An 18,997-nucleotide genomic window follows, 5' to 3' on the forward strand; every position below is an offset into this window, starting at 1 on the left:
GCTTATGAATCGTACTGATGTAATGATAGGTATTAGTAGTCTCTATCCTGACTGGACGTTTTCACGTAAAGCGCAACCTTTACCGTATGCCAGAGGACAGGTTCAATTAGGGTCTAAGCAAGCTTATCTTGATACATGGACTATACGTTTTAATGTAGGTAGAAAATGTGAGATAGAGCTACTAATACAAGTGTCCGATTGGGATTTTATAGAGTTGCCTTCTGTATATATAAGGTCTATACCAGAAAGAGCTATCGAAAACATCTTACCTTCGCCTCATCTATTTTTGAAACCATGGGTAGTTGATGATAAAAGCTATTATTATTTATGTTACGCATTAGTTAACACGGTATCGTTTGATACCGATAATAAATTATCTATTATTGAATATTGTTTCAGTCAATCTAAAAATATAGTCACTCAACTATTGACTGATCATCACTATCGTTCCAAAGATACAGTGCAAGAAATAGTCTTCTTATGGGAACAAATGGCGACTTGTAATAGCGAAAATTATCAATATCATCTTAGTAATATTACTGCTGTTAAAGCTGATCCAAAGTATTCAATATACTATGGATCTACTTTGGTTATAAATAATGATACATCAGGTTATCATAGCTTTGTAATCTCAAACTCCCTACAAGAGCGGTCGAATACTTTATGTTTTGTGATTAATTTAGGTAGCTCTTATCAGCCTCATTTTTTTCCTTACCAATTCATAAGTGAAAGCTCATTGAACGGAATCCCATTTAAAATATTTATCAACTGGTTGAAAAGGATTTCTTTGAGCGCCTATTCTCAGCTTGAATCAGCTATCTTTGGATACGTTAAGCATATTAAAGATATGTACATATCTGAAAAAGAAGCCAGCCATCATTTTACAGGATGCTTAATTATAGATAGTGAAACACTTTGCTTTAGAATTGACCTATCTTTATTGAATAAGGCTTATAAAGACAAAGGAAGATTAAATCTCTCAAAAAATCATCGACAACAAATATTGAGTCAAAGCAGACTTTTTCTGCTAAGGTCTTTAAATTATACGCCTCATCACATTTTTGAAAGGAATATTAAAAATTTGGAACAACCCAGTTTGATCGATAAGAAAGTATTGGTAATTGGTTGCGGTGCTATCGGTGGTTATATCGCGTTAGCGTTAGCTCGATTAGGCGCAGGGGCTAATAATGGAAATTTAATATTAATTGATAACGACAAACTATCTTCACTAAACTTAGGAAGGCACGTTCTAGGTAAAAAATATTTATATGACAACAAGGCTGTTGTTCTAAAGAAAGAGATCGAGAATCAATTACCCAATATGAATGTTACAGCTCACCAAGATTCTATTTTAAATAAAATGAATCTCATGGAGGATGTGGATTTAATAATTGATGCTACGGCAAATTCTGGTGTGTCTCAACGTATTAATGAGGCTTACTACCAATCAGATAAAGTAACCGCACCTATCATCCACGCTTGGATTAGAAATAATGGTGAATGTGTTCAGTCTTTGTTTTACGATAAGATGGTTGCAAGTGCCTGTCGCTCTTGTATCAATAAGAACGGGCATCATATACGAGCTGCATATGACGCACTAGAAGGAGACATAAATTCTATTACTGCTATTCGAGCCTGTACTGATTTTACACCTTATGCTGTCTCATCAAGTATGTCTACTGCTGCTTTAGTGACCGATATGGTTTTAGATTGGTTAAAGGGTGATGTTAGTCCAAGATATAGAACTCGATACAATGAGAAGTGGCATTCAAATCATTTAAGAAGTTCAGACTTTCTACCGCATTCTGACTGTCATGTATGTGCTAAACCATGACGAGTAAAACATGGTTTTTTGATAACAAATGCCCTATTCATATAGTAAGTTTTGAATCTAAAGTTCTAGAAGTGATAAATAACTATAGACAAGAAAGATATCGGCAACAGTTAGAAAGCTGTGGCATTTTGATGGGAGAGAAAAGAGGCGTTGATTGCGAAAATGTTAATGTTACGCACTTATCTACACCTGAAGACACTGATGAAAGAACTCCTACTTATTACAAAAGAAATGTGCAAGGCCATCAAGACTGTCTAAATCAACTGCATAACTCTAGCCGTGGGCGTATTCAGTATTTAGGAGAGTGGCATACGCACCCTCAAGACAAAGCGAGTCCATCTCATATAGACTATATGGAGTGGCATAAAACCTGTCGGTACTTTAAAGATATACCCGTATTGTTCTTCATTGCAGGTATACATGAAGACTGGCTTGGCATTCAAAAAAATGAAGTATTGTATTTACCCACTTATTTTGAAAATGGAAGTTATTAATCTTAAGTTTTTAGACTATAGTAGAGCTTTTATAAAATTGGTACAGTGGTTTTAAAATAAGTAAAAAGTAAAAAGATTATGACTTATTCAGCAGACTTTCGAGCACAAGTGCTTAAAAGTGTCAAACAACAAGGTATGAGTATCAGACAAGCTTGTGCATTCTATGACATTAGTAAGGCCACGCTACAGAATTGGCTCAAAGAGCCTAGCATCAAACTAACTCGCAATAAACCACCCAGTAAAATACCTAACGAAGCATTATTAAAAGATGTTGAACAACAACCAGACGATTACATGTACGAGAGAGCACAGCGTTTCAACTGTAGTAAATCAGGCATTGAAGCGGCTTTAAAACGTCTTGGCATTAGCCAAAAAAAAGACTTTAGCGCATCCAAAAGCTTGCCCCCTAAAGAGAGCTAAGTATCTAAGTAAACTTAACGAACACATTGCTCAAGGCTTTGCTATTGTCTACATGGATGAAAGCGGCTTCGAGTCTGAAACCCTGCGTCCCTTTGGTTATGCACCGATAGGTAAGCCTTGTATCGATAGCTATAACTGGCAAGGTAAAAAACGCACCAACGTCATTGGTGCTTTATACGAGAAGATGTTATTCGCGCTTGAATACTTCGAGAAAAACATCGATGGAAATATATTTTACAGTTGGTGCAAAGATACACTAATACCTAGTCTTAAGACCAAATGCGTCATTGTCATGGATAACGCCGGCTTTCACAAACGCGTTCAGAGATTACTCAACAGGCATGGTCATCGCCTGCTATTTCTACCGCCTTACAGCCCTGATTTAAACCCTATTGAGAAAAAATGGGCACAGGCTAAATTTCTACGCCAAGGGTGGATGGAGAATAATCTACCTAAACTCTTCCATGATATGGGATGTACTGATTTTATTCTGGATTGACTATACTATATCTTTAAATCATATAATTATCCGCATACTCTTTTTTTAGATACTCTAATCCAAGGCCCCAATCATCTTTTAGGAAATTAAAGATCAATCTTTCAAAATTGTCTAAAGTAGTATTTGACGCTATAGAAGACTCTAAGTTTGTCTCATCGTAGTGCTAAAAGTATTTAAGATTCATTTTAAACCAAAGTTATTCAGCGAACCAAACATCCAAATATAACTTATAGAACTTTCGGCGTTGAAATCATTACTAACTTTGAGAATCAATAACAATATCAGTGACAGAATCTTGCTTTAAAAAATCAGCCCATGAGACTACAAAACTTTCAAAAGTGTTTCTTTTGATAGTTGCTTTATAGTCATTATTATCTTCATCATGCATAGAACTTAAAATTACATTATCACCGTCTACGACAACTTGCCAAGTTTCAAAACTTATATCAAATAATTTATTGTTCTTATCTTCTAAACTAGTCAGTATGTTCTGTGAAAATTCAATATCTAGTTCTGATAAATAGTAGGAAAGCATTCTCATTTCATTGCTATTATCTAAAGGACGACATGATGGTATAAGCCTATTCCAATCTTTATTTTCAAAATAATAAAATAATATACTCATAACAGCCTCTTCTTCATTGATTTTTGCTAGGATAGACAGTTGTTTTAGGTTCAAGGAAGCCTTCAACCTTTACTCCAGATTGTGTAGTGCCAGACCACCTGTTACCGTTTACTATTTTATTTTTATAAGCGTGATTCAAATTTAATTTTATTATAAAAACCCTGAGTTAGTATTAATTTTATTTAAGATAAAATCAATACTTTCATTGTCTTGTCTGTCAAACTCGTAAACAAAGTTATTTATAAGTTCATTAACTGGATAGTTGTACTTATAGATAACTATGCTAACTTCATTTTGAATCTTGAAAAGATTTTCGATAATTTTCCTATCTTTTTCGATACCTGATTTACCTATCATATCTAAATTATTTTTGATCTCAGTTTCATAAAATCCTAATACAGAATCTATCTCTGATTTGCTTTTAACATATAAGTCTAAAGCGTCTATAAGCATAAGAGCACGGTTGTCCATAACTTCTCCTTATCTAACTGGTTGTATATGCCATATTTCTTTAGTTTTAGGGTTGTAAATCATTTCTAATCCACTGCTTTCATACCTGTAAAATCCTTCTCTACCTCTTGGATCCAGTGTAATCTTAGGATTACTATTAATTATTTCTCTAGCTTGGACAAATGGTGCGGGTCTGCCTTGTTTCCAAACTCTTTCATAATAGTTTGATGATGTTTTCATACCGTCAGCATGATAGTACCCATCTTTCTCAATTATTGGTTTACTTTGATTATGTTTATCACTAATCCTCTCATGTCGAGCCTTATTATAATTTGGATTATTTCTGCCAATATTATTATTACTAGACGCTGCTACTTTTACAGAACTTTGAGAGGGTTTTAAAAGGGATTTACCAATCCCAGCGCCTATAAGAACACCTGCTTCAAAATTGCGTCTAAACTCTGCTAAATTAGAACAAGCATTTACGTTATTACCTGAAGCACAGCTTGCGAGATCATTGTGTCGTAAAGAATAATTAATGACTTGGTTATATGCAGTTTGGTTTTGACCTTTTCCAACTTCCTTTATTAGTTCATTATAATTAACTTGCCCAAATACTTTTTGGAACTTTGGCAAACAACTATCTGGATTACCACTGTTTAAACAGTTATCAAGCGCAATAGTATTTTCATAAATTCTTTTGTTCATGAGTGGTATGATAGTTTCTTGCAAATACTGATAATCATCTGTTCCTCCCTTCTTAGCACGATTCCTTTTCAATAATTCTGAAAAACCATCTATCTGCTTTTGGGTTAAATAATTATCTTCAACCGCAACCTTACTCGTCTCAGCCGCGTTAGCTGCATTACTTGCGCTACCTGTCGTTGCACCAATTCCAACACCCAAAGCGCTGGTAATAGCGCTGACCGTATCTTTTTGCTCAGCCGTTAGCTCGCTTGGCTTGTCAACGCCATACAGATATTTAGATAGTAAAGGCGCGGTCGCTTCTCCTGCTCCCGCTGAAACACCACCAGTCAATGCATCGTTACCTGTAGCATAGCTGATAGCAGCTCCTAAAATACCTTGAGCTAAAATATGAGCAGCACTACCTTGCTCTGATCGGTCACCACCATCTGTACTATTGATGGCTTCATTGGCTTTGAAATAGTCTCCAATTTTACTGGCTACAAACGGACTAGCTGCTTTAGCCACATAACCTGTTACGCCATTAGTATTGGGCCCGTAAATAGCGCCAGAGATGGCATCAAACAATAGGCCTTGATTTTGGACTTTGTCCGCTTGTTCTATAAGTTTATCGCGAGCAGTAGTATTACCTAGCTGTCCTTGTTCTTCTGCCTCTTTACGTAATTTTTGTTCTTTAGCATTAATCTCAGTCTTAATTTTACGACGCTCTTGATCAAAGGCTTGAGTGATTTCAACTTGCGCCCCCAGCTCCTCATTGACTTTCTCTGCATCAAACACATTCTCAAGCGCACCTGCATACTCAGCTTGATTGTCAGTGGTGATACCACTATTACCTGCTATTCCTGTAATACCCGCTTTAGTGATACTGCTATCACTATCACCGTCTGTGCCGTAGCCCAAACCGTTACTATTAGCCTGAGGTTTGTTCTCAGTCATACCCAAACTGACTCCAACCTGAATAGCATCGCCTTTATAACTACTGGTGTTCTCAATATCTTGAGTAGTAATGCCGCCTTTGCTCACATAGTTATTACGTCCAGCGGCTACCGCAGCATCAGTAGTAGTAATCGCGCCACCGATAAGGGTGGTTTTACCATCAACGGCAAGATCAAAGCCACCGTCTCCTGTGAAGATGCCCGACTGCTGACCCACGGCTTTATAGTCCGCGTTAATGTTCGTCTTGCCACCATTGACAGAAAGACTAGATCCTGCACCCTCTAAAGCGACATCAAGCGTGAAGCCCATGTTCTTTTGCTTACTGTCGTAGGTAGCCGTGTCTTGTAGGGACTCGATGTTGACATTGCCACCGATAGTGCCTTGTGCTCTATTCGTGTTGATGACACCGCCTCTGATATTGACATCATTACCGATGTCATAGGTAGTGGTACCACCAACGTTGATTTGGCTGTTGGCATAAGTCACTGAGTCGCTGTTGGCATAGCCTTTACCTCGACTGGCGTTAGCGGTTATACCGACGCCACTGCCTGTAGACGCATAACCACCGATAGCGGCACTTGAGCTCTTATTAACACTACGCGTATTGCTGTTTTGTGCGACACCATTGACGTTGAAGTTGTTGTCCGCTTGGAATAGGGCGTTATTATTTACATCGAATCTACTGCCATTAACGTTGATGTTGCTGTCGGTGCCTGCACCAGTAGCAATCAGGGCTAGGTTGTTAGTGGTAATATTTGAGCCTTGATTGACCTCAGTGTAGCTACTGCTATTTGATTGGCTCTTTTGGCTGCCAAGCGTGGCTTGTATGCGGGTGTTGCCGACGCCTTTAAGGTTGCCATCGAGTAAATCGTAACCCGCGCTATTGGCCTCTTTAGCAAGAGCTTTTACTTTTAATGCTCCAGCAACACCAGCCATACCTTTCATACGTACGCTTTCAGTATTACTGCTAGCGCCAACTAGACTCCCAATACTTTGAGCACTGTCGATGAGGCTGTTTGAGACGGAGATAGAGAGACCACTTTGTTTAAACTTCTGCTCGCTTTGATTAGTGTAGACGTTCAAAGCATTATCGATATTAATTTCTTGCGCACGAACAACGGTGTTGCCGCGATTAGGGTCATTGATGTCTAAACTGCTATCTGCACCCATTCCAGCAATCAGGTTGCTACCCGTTTGCTGATATTTGCCCCCTGCGCTGATAATGACATTGCCATCAAGAGCAGCGACATTGCTTGCGGTATTGGTTAGTGCGGTTTGAGCATTACTATCATCCGTTTGTTGTTTGCCGATAGTGATACTGGCACCGCCTGTACCAAACATGCCTGACTTTTTGACTTGAGTGCTACTGCTTTCGCTTGAGGTATTCTGTGCCGCTAGTATATTGATATCATCACCAGCGCTAAGTGCAGTACCGCGATCACTGATGGCGTTAGTGCCCGTTAGGCTGATGTTATTACCCGCTTGAATAGAGACGGTATTGCCTTCAATATTGCTATTGATCGCATTGTCACTTTCACTGTTGAAACGCTCTTGAGTCGTTTTCTTACTTAAGAAGCCACTGCTGCTCATTTTACTAGCGGTTGAGAAGTCTGTAGTGGCGCGTCCTTCGGTAAAGCTAACATCGTTCTTAGCATAGATGCCCGTATTACCCGTTTGACTGTTAAGAGTCGTGGCGACACCTGTGACGTTGTTGCCCGCTATCGTCAAGTCACCATCACTGGTAACACGGCTACCAATGTCTTGGGTTTGACCATCAGTGTAGTAGTTATTAGCATCTTTAATAGCGCGGATCTCATTGCCAGTGTTAATCGCATTGAAGGTGACATCGCCATCCTCTGAGAGGATTTGCGTGTTGCCGCTTTGGTTACTAGCAACCCCTGCGGCAAACACGATATCATTCTTGGCTGTTATAGATAAGGTGGTTAAGGGGTTGCCATTAGCATCGACTTGACCTTTAAGACCACTGCCAACACTAATTGATCCTACTTGATCGATACCTGTGCGAGTAGAGGTGCTTGCGCCAAGCTGAGTGCTAGTACTATAAGTGCTGCTAGCATTAGTGATGCTAGCAGCACTTAGTCCTAAGGTGTTATCGGCATAAATAGTACCGCCGATGTTGCTAATTGCATTATCAGCGTTGGCTCGAACATCGGCTCCACTTAAGCGACCGCCATTGGTATTATTGACGTTATTAGCGGTTACGTTAAGCGTTTTATAACCGTCAATAAGTCCTTGGTTGTTTAAGTCTTCATTGAGATTGATATTGACTTGGACGGCGGCAATAAAGCTGCCATCGCCTCTAATAGCGCCTTGTTTAGCTCGCACATAAACTTTGGGGGCAAGTACAGTCTGTATACTACCATCTGCTAGCGTGACTTGCTGCTGCTCAAGCCAGACGATGTCACTGGTTAGAGCAGCAACTTGGCTTGCTGTGAGAGCGATACCTGGACGTAGATTTAGTCTCTGCGCGGTAGTCACCCCTGCATCCATAAGACCTTTGTACTGCTGATCTTGATCGCTGTAATTCCCTAAGTAGTAACGCCCCGTCAGCATCATGATCTGGTCGCGAATATATTGCTGCTCATAATAGCCATCACCCAAGCGTTTTTGAGTAATGTTAGGATCAAGTTTGAGACGCTGTAACATATAATCTGAGGTGAGCCAGTTACGATAATTGGCAAAGTCAGGATCCGTCTCTACTAAGTAGCTATTGGTACTATCAGCATCGATAGTGTAGAGGCTGCTATTAGGTAAGCTAGTCGCACCATCGACACTTCTAATCTCATCGCCTGATGGGGAAACGGCTACGGTAATTGAGGTATTATTGGTAGGAGCAGCACCGCCTTGTAGACCTGCTACTAATGAGCCATTACCATTGACCTGATTGTCAACGGCAATCGTATCTTGTGAGGATGGGGATAGATCAGCAAACTGCTCCCATCGCGCTACAGGTAACTTGATGCTGGTTTCTTGCTTATCGGTATAAGCTATCTTGTCATCATAATCACGCTGATGATAACGCTTAAACCCACCGCGCCACCGCGACTTAGTATATTGACTGGTACCGTCTTGAATGACGAGTAACTTACCTTCACCATCCGTTTGCTCAAGAGTATTGGCACTTTCATCAAAATCAATACGACCGCCTGCCAGAATCTGACTTTTGTCATTGAGAAGATAGCCAGTATTCAGTGCGAGGTTACCACCAGCAATGATCTGCGCAGGTGCTGAGTCTAGTACTACACTTTGTTTTTGTTTTTCATTGACTATGATTTGCGTCCATTTTCTGATCTCAATCCTTCCATATCCTTCATTGTAGGCACGAATAGCGTTAACGAGTGCTTCGTACTTGTCACTATCTTGCGCCTCCCAACTACCTACTTCAGCATCGTAAGCTTGTAGGGCAGCATCGTACTCTTTTTGCTGCTGCTGATACTGCTCAAAAGCATTATTGTAAGCACTGCAAGCTGCACTGGTAGGATCGCTACAGCTTTCTTGACCTAAAGGTGGTGTTGGTTCAGTGAGGTTAGGCGCTGGTGGCGCTTCTCTGTTGGGCGGTGTCAGCTCAAAGTATGCCCAGACAGGATCGTCATTCGTATAGTTCAGCGTACAAACGCTATTTTCCCCATCACTGCAACTAGTCGCGTTAGGTATTGGTGACTGACCCAGCTGACCTTCTTCGATAACATTGTCTTTATCCTCAGCGTATCTATACTGACCCGCACGACTCCAAGACTCCCACTTTAATTTATCTAAAGGTATTTTAGTGGCGGTGCCTTCAGGTATGATGAATGTCTTTTGATTCTCACTACCTTCAACCTCTTGGATCTCAGTTTTAAACGATAGATTTTTATTGATCAATTTGTCAGCACTAATTGACATATCGCCAAACGATTCAATACGACCGCTGAGATTATTGACCTCTTTTGCATTGGCCGTAATGACACCCTTGTCATCGATAGCACCGCCAATGGTTAAGTTACCATTGCTTAGTATCCATGCATTATCTTGCGCTTTACTATTAGTGACAGCACCACTTTGATTATTGATCGTATCAGCAATGATCACCATATTACCTCTTGAGGCGATAATAGCGCCTTTAGGGTTTGAACGACCACCTTGATTGTTTACCGTATTTGCTTTAATCAATACTTGGGTACCATAGATTTTTGCACTATCGTTATCTAGATAATTAGCTTGGAGCGTCAAGTCATTAGCGTTGATTAACCCTTTGTTATGCAACGTATTGGTCGCAGTGATATTAAGCTCATCACTAACTATCTTGCCATCACTATCGTTAGTGATATTATTCGCTTGCAGAACCAACTTATTGCCTGCTTTGAGCTCAGCTTGATTACTAAGATTACCTAGTGTTCGAATAGATAACTGATTACTAACTTGCAGGGTATCACCTGCTTGATGAGTAAAGTCTTGCTTGAGAGCAATACTGGCATCGCCTTGACTGATAACGGAGCCTTTAGCATTGCTAAATTGATCAGCAATCACTGTGATATTTTTATCACTTCTTAGTTCTCCAGCAGTATTAGACAGTACTAAGCTTTGCTCCTCGACATCTATACCATCACCTATATTTAGAGATTCTCCACCATAAATATAGCCTTGGGTATTTTGCAAATTTTGTGAGACCCGTAGATCACTAGTATTAGCGCTGATATAACCCTGTGCATTATTCAAGGTTTTAGCGTTGATAGTAATATTTGGTGCTTGTATACCTCCAGTAAAGTTTTTACCATCTAGCTGATCGCTATTGCTAACTTGCTGCGCTGTAATCTTTATTGCTTCATCAGAGAGTAATAAAGAATTCTTACCTGTATTTTTGACGGTATCAAAGCTTATATCTAGCAATCCTTTGCTACGAATAGTGCCCGAATTATTGGTTAGCACCCCGTTTGCGTTTGTTTGGTTTAGACTAATCGTGGAATCGGCGTAGAGACTACCTTGAGTATTGTCTATACTCGATGCCAAGATATCGATCTGATTGGCTGATACTTCGCCATTACTTAAATTGGTATTTTTTACAGAGTTTAACGTCGTTTTATTATCAGCGTAGACTTTGCCATAACTCAGGTCAATATCGCCAGTATTTGCAGATAACTCGATATTTTTGGCTTGCAAAGTGGCTTTATTTAGATCTAACTCACCACCTGTCATAACTAAGTTACCAGTAGCAATAATTTGGCCTTGATTGCTTTGTTTATCTCGACTAGTAATCGTTAAATCGTATTCATTAGTCAATAATGTACCATCCTCACTCATACCAGCAATGGTCTTTGAAGTGGCATCTTGCGCGGTATCTTTTGCTTGAATAGAGAGTCTAGAGCCTGATGCAATAGTTGAATTATCCAGATTATCTAATCGATCTTTGATTTTAATATCTATTGCTTTACCGCTACGGATAAGCGCCTTGTTTTGAGAGAGCAGCGATTGACTGTCAATACTGACATCTTGCTTGGCACTTATAACACCTTGAGTGTTATTAAGCTTACCGCTAATAGTGAGATCAAGTGTATCATCTGCATATAATTTGCCTTCAGTGTTATCAAGCTGAGCCGCTTGAGTGGTTACCGTTTGCCCTTGCATCAAACCTTTGGTGTTATTGATATTGCCTTGAGTATTAAGCGTAATACTTTTTTGACTGGCTAAGACACCCGCTGTGTTATCAATCCCTTGTTGGCTAGTGATATTAAAGCCTTGTTGACTGATTATCTGACCTTGCCTGTTATCAAATCTTGCCAAATTCCAGTCAGCATTACTCACCTGAATACGGCTATTATTATTGTTTAAGCGATTATTCACTTGCTGATTGTCGGTAATAAGCGTATCGACGGCTATACTTGATCTATCCAAATTACCAATGTCTCTTGCTTGTACCTTTAGTTGACCGTTAGCAGTAATTCGCGCATTGCTAGTCTTGTTGCTAATAGTAGTGGCTGTGATTGAGCCATCAGTAGTAACTGGCGCTAGAACAGGAAAGGTGGGTGGGACGTCAGGATTAGTAGGTGGATTTGAGTTTTTAGAATTGTCTACGACCTGATTTTGCGCACCAGTATTAGCCGTACTGGGTGCAGAATTGACACTTGGCGTTGTCGCTATGGGTTGATTGTCATAAAGTGCTTGCCCAATAATCGCCTGATTTTGATTAATAAGTTTTTGGCTTTGTACTTGTAGCTTACCCGTACCTGTCTGCTCAATTAGACCCGTGTTATCAAGATTAACCGTCTTTATATCAAGCTGTCCACTACTGATAGTTCCAGAGTTTTCAATACGTTGCTGAATGACTGCTTGAGTCTGGTCGTAGCTACTGATTAAACCTGAATTAATCAAGTCTTGACTGTCTAAAGTTATGGTCTTTTGACTGCTACTGATAGTACCCGAATTATCGATACTACCCGTTTGTTTGATATTCAGCGCTTCTTTAGAGGATAGCGTACCTGAATTAATGAGGTTACCGTTGTAATCAAGCTGTAATCCACCTGCGTTTGAGGCGATAATGCTACCCGCATTGGTCACGCCCATCCCTTTTTCAGTACCGATAAGACGAATTTTGCCCGCATACATCGCCCCGAGTGCTGAGACATCGAGCGCAACGCCTGTGGCTTGATTGCTACCATCAGAACCTCTAGAAGTAATAATCGAATCTGCGCCATCAGCCTCGTAACTGACTTGATTGCTACCCGTAATGACGTCTAAATTTTTGGCATAAACCGCCGCATTAATTTGGGTGGTTTTTGCGAGTATTTGCGTATAGTCTGAAGTACTGCTATCTAAGCCATCACCATCGACACGAATATTACCTTCTCTTATATCAAAGCCTGTCACGCGGCCTTGATCCATTAGGGCATTACCCGTCGTTAACGTCGTGCGCGCGGCATTGATAAAGCCACAACCTGCGCAAGTAATACCAGCAGGGTTAGCGATGATCAGCTCAGCTCGTCCGCCTGCGATCTCAGTGAAACCAGATAAGCGACTCGGATCGCTTGAATTGACTTCGTTTAGAATGACCCGAGCTTCACCGCGAGCGAGATAGGGATTACCCTCAACCCAACCCGCAAGCTGAGTTTGCGCGTTGACACGGCTATTATTTAAAATAGCGCCATCAGCGCCAACATCGAATTGGCTAAAGACGTTACGTGAGACCCCAGCCGCACTTGGACTTTGGATATTGACCTGCGTCTTACCACTTGAGGTGTTGATTATCACCGCTTGATTGTTAGCCGCTGCATTGCGATCAGCGACTATGTTCGTGGCATCAGCATGGGCCGTTGTTGCCACGATAGTAGCTAGCCCTAATGCTAATAAAAGGTGTGATCTTAGCGTAATTAATTTGCTACTTTGATAACTGCTACTATTGCTATTAGAAGCATCAGTGTGACCAGCCGTCTGACTATTAATCTGAGAACTACCAGCGACTTGACTAATATTGCTTCCACCCTCACTTGTATTACTGGTTTTACCATGAGAACGTGCGGCCTCGGACACCACCATAAGCATACCACGGGCTTTGTTAAAGATAACTCGATAGCATTGCTTATTCATAAAGATGTCCTTGGGTATAATAGAGTCATGCAACTATTTAATTTTAATAACTATTTTGTTTTCAAATATAAAGCTAATACTGCCAGCCTAAACTAAAGCCAGTCACCCAGTCTTTATCACTAAAGTTATCAGGCTGATTAAGTGGATAGCCTGCGAACAGATCATAGCTTGTGCGTAGTGGGGTCACATAACCCTTAACACCAACCACACCACCAATCAAATGATTACCAAGCAGTAAATCATCTTGCACCTCGTTATCAAGCTTGACGTATCCTGCATCAATACCTGCATAAATGGCATGGGGTCTGTCGCCTAAATAAGCGCTCAGCTCTTGTCTAAGTAATGCGCCATGATCGCCGCTTAAACTGCGATCCCCATTAAAGCCGCGCACACTGTAGCGACCACCGATGATAAACCTCTCGTTGGGCACTAATGCTTCAGTGGCATATTGACCTCTAAATGTGGCGCGATAATTTAAAGCTTGCTTAGCAATCGCCATTTCTCGATTGACATCAATATTTGTTTTGATGATACCAGCACGCGCACTACCTTCATTAAATAGTGCTTCAGGCGGATCAATGGCATCAAAGGCACCTGTACCGCGCTGATAAATAATATCGCCTAGCCACTGCGTCTTGCCAATCACCGTCTCATAGCCCACACCGACTTTATAGCCTGCGGTGCGACGACGCTGTACTTCCACCTCAGTATCATCGATAAAGTTGTTTTGCTGCTTGGCAAAGCTGCCAGCTTTTAGGTAGGTTTTACTGTGATTATCACGATGCACGAGTTTCGATACCAAGAGATCAGTATTGTAGGACTCACCGCTATAGACATAGTCTTGATTGACACCTGCGATAGTTTGATCATAGTTATAGCCGCTATGCGTTAGGGTGACTAGCGTATTATCGATAGGCAATACATAGCCGAGGTTATAGCCGTCGCTACCATCACTATCTTCATTACCACCGTCCAAATCACGGTTATACGACACATAAAGCAAGTCGTTATGCCATGTCGGATTGTCAAGGGACAGCGTGACGTTGGCTTGGTAAACACCAGTGCTATCTTGTCCTGAGTCATCTACTGAGGCCGAGAGACGCCAGCGCCTATCCTGTTGCCATTTGACTTTAATATCACTGTAGCCTGGGGTACTCATACGGCTACTTGGCACAATAGAGAAATCCGCATCAGCGGTGGGTACACGTTTGAAGTTCTCAAGCGCTTGTTCGATATCACGTACGTTAAGCAGGTCACCTGAGCGCATCGGCATGGCAGGAGCAAAGTTAGCAGGGTTGCCGGTATTGTCAATATAGATAGGACGAGACGCTTTTATATCGATAGGCGTTATCTGATCAATACGACCAGGAATAAGGGTGAGGAATAAATTACCTGATTTAAGGTTTTGATTATCAACCAGCACACGCGTAGTCACGTAACCTTTTTCAATAATACGATTCTGAACATTAGTGACTAGCTGGTTGATATCATTAACAGATAGACAACGACCTAACATCGATTCTTGGCCTGAGGTATAGGGCCGCAGAGCAAAGTTAAACTGGGCGCTTAGCTCACCAGTGAGATATATATTATTGATGTCAAAGCAAGGGGTGGAGGCAGGATCAGTATTTGGATTAACAGATGACGTTGTAATTTGAAACTCAGTCGTATCAATGTTGACGTTGGGCCTGGACAGCTGTTGTTGTTTTAAGGCCTCGGTGCGCTGTTGTTGAAATTGCTCAGGGGTAATAGTATTAACGCCAACGGCAGAGGGTAAGATATCTTCTGCTGTTGCTAATGGACTGATTATACCTAATATGGCTGCTATGCTGATAGGTAACAGATGTTTGACAAAACGATTTTGATTAACAGTAGCAAGATATGTGTACATAAGTTCACCAAGATTATTATAGGGAAATTATGCTATCAACATATATTCAAAGCAAGACTTATTTATCAGTATTAGATGCCAGGCTACTATTTTAATAAAATTATTTGTAGTTGATTGAATTTTCCATATTACCTTACTTAGTTATAGCGTGAAATGATTAAAATTTGGTTCACAATCAAATTATTTATTTAATTTTTTAAATTTATTTACTAAATAATTTCATTGATTTTATTAACAATTCTATTTTCGATAGGATTATTAACATAACTAATATGTTTCAAAGGTTCTACAATTTTAAACCTAGACTCTAAAATTGACTTAATCCCTTTACCACGGCTCTCACTAATTGTGTTTATGATACCAGCTAGGTTCATCTCATTCGTACCTTGTATAGGGCTTGTAAACAAAAATAAGCTAAATGTTGCACTTTTATAAGGCTCAATATCTAAGCAGTACAGTACAGCCCTGTCTCTTATCTCAACTCTTAGTAGTAGTCCTTTTCGATTTCTCTCATAAACTTCAGACCATTTTGTGCCTTCAAAATCAAATAACCCATAAGGATGAGTATTATCAGTATGATTTAGTGGTAGGGCCGTAACACGCCAATTCTCGTTTGCTGACTCAATTTCGTGAAAGATCTCAGAAATTTCATTAAGAGATTTAATTTCACTTGGCCCTCTTTCAGGAGTTATTTGTACAGGGTTAATTGGATTATTTCTTATGTAATTTTCTTGACCTAGAGATCCTTTATTTACAGCTTCATTATCCTGTAGAGTCACTTGGCTGATACCTATAACATTATAAACAGTCTCTTCTTTGCCATCCTGCTCATGTTTCTTTTGAACTGGTAATGTGTTGAGAAACGGAAAACGTGCACTTTGATCAAGCTCTATAACTAATTCGGTCTTATTAGCACTTGGTCTGTCTCCAGCAGTCAATTCTATTTGATCTTCTTCTACCGTTGCTTGTTCCTTAGATACTCTAACTTCGTATTCTTCTCTCTCACGATCTTTAAATGTTTCGGCACTAATAATATTTAATTTTTTAAATGGCCAAGAGTGGTGACAAGTTTGAATTTTGCGTACTAAAAAGAACCTATCTTCACTACCTTCTATATTTAAGTAGTGTCCTATAACGTCAAGTTTAGTTTTATCTTTGAAAGGTAAAGTTGTTTCTAAGGGTAATCCAGTCAACCTATGATAATAACCCTTTTGTTCTGAATGATTTAAAGCATTATTGGCACGACTATGAATTGATCGCATTGCGAAAAGTGTCGTCTTGTCCAATAAAGCTCGAGCTATGAATGGAACATCACTATCAAGAAAATGTCTGCTATTAAGCTTTACCGAACAAATATCAGAGTTGTCTTCCAAGCTTCCAATAAGCTCAGCTAACTCCACTATTCTATCTTCTTCAAACAATTTAGAAATAAAATATTTTGATGCAGAAAAATAATGTCTAACAATTTCAGAGTAAGGAATAAGTACCGTAGTGTTTTTACCTTCAACGAAAGAATCTGAAATAGCTAATAAGGGTAATTTATTATTTAGATTAAGAGGATTAAATTTAGCAGAAGTATTCAATGATTTATAGACATCTTCTTGAACACATCTATTTCGTTCTATACCAATTTCGATAGTTTCTGAGGTAATAGGCTCAAAAACTTTTTCGATAGATTTAGAGCCTTTAGCCTTCCAAATAGAGCCTGCTGACATAAGATATAAGTACTCAACCCTTATGTCTACACTGATTAATCTTGCACTAAATTTTGCCCCAATAGAATCGAAGTATTTGTTGTAATTTCCAGTTGATTCATGACTCTTTAACTTATCTATTGACACTGTTTCGTGCAACTTAAAAAATTTGACTCTTAAAAATTCAAACGGCTCATGCTTGCTAATATTTTCAATCGCTTCCAACCTATATAGTGCTTTATTTATAAAATAATTATTTTCAAAGCGCTCGTTCTCAAATATTATCTTCACAATAAAACCTTTTCTAATTTATACAAATTTCGTTTGATTAATATAATTTTAAACTTATTTCACCAATTTTTGTCTCAAATGTAAGCTTATACATATTATCAATTATAGTTGTAATTATCATCTAATTTTGTAATTATCATTTAGATTTGTAGTTGTCAGCGACATCGTCCTGAGCCGTCACCATCATAGCCACACGGGCATGGATTCATCGCTGCTACCAATTGAAAATTAGCGGGAAAGGTCATCTGTGAATTAGCGCGGCTAATGGTGATCTGTTTGGCCTCTAACGGCTGACGCAATACCTCTAACACCGCCCGATCAAACTCAGGCAGCTCGTCCAAAAATAAAACTCCTCGATTCGCAAGCGTAATCTCACCAGGTTTAGGACGAGAACCACCACCGACCAAAGCTACCGCAGATATAGTATGATGAACTTGGCGAAATGGGCGCGTACCATAATCGTAGTCGCTGTCTGCCACCGAATAGGTACTAGCAACTTCTAATGCGTCTTCGTCACTCAAGTCCGGCAAAATAGTTGGTAGCCGTGATGCCATCAAAGTCTTGCCTGAACCGGGTGGCCCGGTAAATAATAGCGAATGACCACCTGCAGCGGCTATCTCTAATGCCCTCCGCGCATGATGCTGACCCTTTACATCGGCTAAATCTACTTTATAGCCAGCATGATGCTGCGCCGGACTGGGCGCGACTATCTCCAACCTCTCAAAAGTTACACTTGGGTCTGCTAACGACTGCAGATGACCACAAACTGCTTTTAGGCTTTGAGCGCCTAATATCTCGACGCCATCGACACGGCTTGCCTCTGCACCATTATCAATCGGTACTATTAATTGCCGTAATTGCCGTAATTGCCGTAACTGGTGCGGCGCTTGTTCATCAGCTGTTGCAGACTTTACCACTATCGACTCTGCTTTTATTGCCCGCGCTACCGCCAAGCTACCACTCACCTGTCGCAGCTCACCATTGAGCGCAAGCTCTCCGATAAACTCAAACCCTGACAATACTTCTGGATCTAACTGATCACTCGCCGCCAAGATACCAATAGCAATAGGGAGATCCAGTCTGGCTCCATCTTTTGGCAAGTCTGCTGGTGCTAGATTAATCGTCAAGCGCCGATTAGGGAATTGAAAGCCCGAATTCAAAATCGCTGAGCGCACCCTATCCTTACTCTCACGCACGGCAGCAGCAGGCAAACCGACAATGGTCAGCGCTGGCAAGCCTTGCGATAAATGCACCTCAATAATAACTTGCGGTGCATGCAGCCCGACAACTGAGCGCGTATAGACTTGGGCAAACGACATGAGCGTTTCCTAATATAGATATTTATCGATAATAGAGTATTATTAATCAGCGCGCAAATGTCGTGTTTTAGTTTTTATTAATTCGTTTAAACAATATTGTTCCTAGCATATTATTTAGCTATATAAATGGCATTTCTGTGTATCTTTAAACTAAATGTCAGCCATTAATTCCGTTGGTTTATTCGCTAGTATAGAGGTTTGAAATTGTTATATGATTGATAAATGCTTTTTAATTTATCTTATCTATCATCACGCATGAAA

Annotated in this window: 10 protein-coding genes; 4 read left to right on the forward strand and 6 right to left on the reverse strand. The window is 40.2% G+C overall.

Annotated features, from left to right (window positions below; genetic code table 11):
* The first annotated feature begins 4 nt into the window (after nucleotides 1–4).
* The 4 genes from AC2FA3_RS05420 (at nucleotide 5) to AC2FA3_RS05435 (ending at nucleotide 3,247) form a co-directional block, all read left to right on the forward strand.
* Complete coding sequence (locus tag AC2FA3_RS05420) at nucleotides 5–1,834, forward strand: ThiF family adenylyltransferase (RefSeq protein WP_490508664.1); 1,830 nt, start codon at nucleotides 5–7, stop codon at nucleotides 1,832–1,834.
* The gene (locus AC2FA3_RS05425; protein WP_201598537.1) at nucleotides 1,831–2,328 is read left to right on the forward strand and encodes a Mov34/MPN/PAD-1 family protein; all 498 of its coding nucleotides are present in this window, start codon (nucleotides 1,831–1,833) and stop codon (nucleotides 2,326–2,328) included. Before AC2FA3_RS05420 ends, AC2FA3_RS05425 begins: the two co-directional genes overlap by 4 nt.
* A 78-nt stretch (nucleotides 2,329–2,406) precedes the next feature.
* Nucleotides 2,407–2,748, forward strand: a complete 342-nt coding sequence (locus AC2FA3_RS05430; protein ID WP_490508665.1) for an IS630 transposase-related protein — start codon at nucleotides 2,407–2,409, stop codon at nucleotides 2,746–2,748.
* Nucleotides 2,687–3,247 carry an IS630 family transposase gene (locus tag AC2FA3_RS05435; protein WP_490508666.1) on the forward strand — a complete coding sequence of 187 codons (561 nt, stop codon included), beginning with the start codon at nucleotides 2,687–2,689 and terminating at the stop codon, nucleotides 3,245–3,247. Before AC2FA3_RS05430 ends, AC2FA3_RS05435 begins: the two co-directional genes overlap by 62 nt.
* A gap of 256 nt (nucleotides 3,248–3,503) precedes the next feature.
* On the opposite strand, the gene AC2FA3_RS05440 is transcribed toward AC2FA3_RS05435, so the two are convergent.
* The 6 genes from AC2FA3_RS05440 to AC2FA3_RS05465 form a co-directional block, all read right to left on the reverse strand.
* Complete coding sequence (locus tag AC2FA3_RS05440; protein WP_490508667.1) at nucleotides 3,504–3,938, reverse strand: DUF5376 family protein; 435 nt, start codon at nucleotides 3,936–3,938, stop codon at nucleotides 3,504–3,506.
* An 84-nt stretch (nucleotides 3,939–4,022) separates the two neighbouring features.
* Nucleotides 4,023–4,343, reverse strand: a complete 321-nt coding sequence (locus AC2FA3_RS05445) for a hypothetical protein (RefSeq protein WP_490508668.1) — start codon at nucleotides 4,341–4,343, stop codon at nucleotides 4,023–4,025.
* Between the two features lie 9 nt (nucleotides 4,344–4,352).
* Nucleotides 4,353–13,541: a two-partner secretion domain-containing protein gene (locus AC2FA3_RS05450; RefSeq protein WP_490508669.1), complete on the reverse strand. Its 9,189-nt coding sequence runs from the start codon at nucleotides 13,539–13,541 to the stop codon at nucleotides 4,353–4,355.
* 73 nt (nucleotides 13,542–13,614) lie between these two features.
* Complete coding sequence (locus tag AC2FA3_RS05455; RefSeq protein ID WP_490508670.1) at nucleotides 13,615–15,432, reverse strand: ShlB/FhaC/HecB family hemolysin secretion/activation protein; 1,818 nt, start codon at nucleotides 15,430–15,432, stop codon at nucleotides 13,615–13,617.
* Nucleotides 15,433–15,641: 209 nt separating this feature from the next.
* Entirely contained in the window at nucleotides 15,642–17,417 is a 1,776-nt protein-coding gene (locus tag AC2FA3_RS05460; protein ID WP_490508671.1) for a hypothetical protein, read from the reverse strand.
* Between the two features lie 155 nt (nucleotides 17,418–17,572).
* Entirely contained in the window at nucleotides 17,573–18,736 is a 1,164-nt protein-coding gene (locus tag AC2FA3_RS05465; RefSeq protein WP_490508672.1) for a YifB family Mg chelatase-like AAA ATPase, read from the reverse strand.
* Nucleotides 18,737–18,997: the final 261 nt, after the last annotated feature.

The sequence above is a fragment of the Janibacter sp. CoH_79_TC_3 genome, assembly GCF_058197955.1.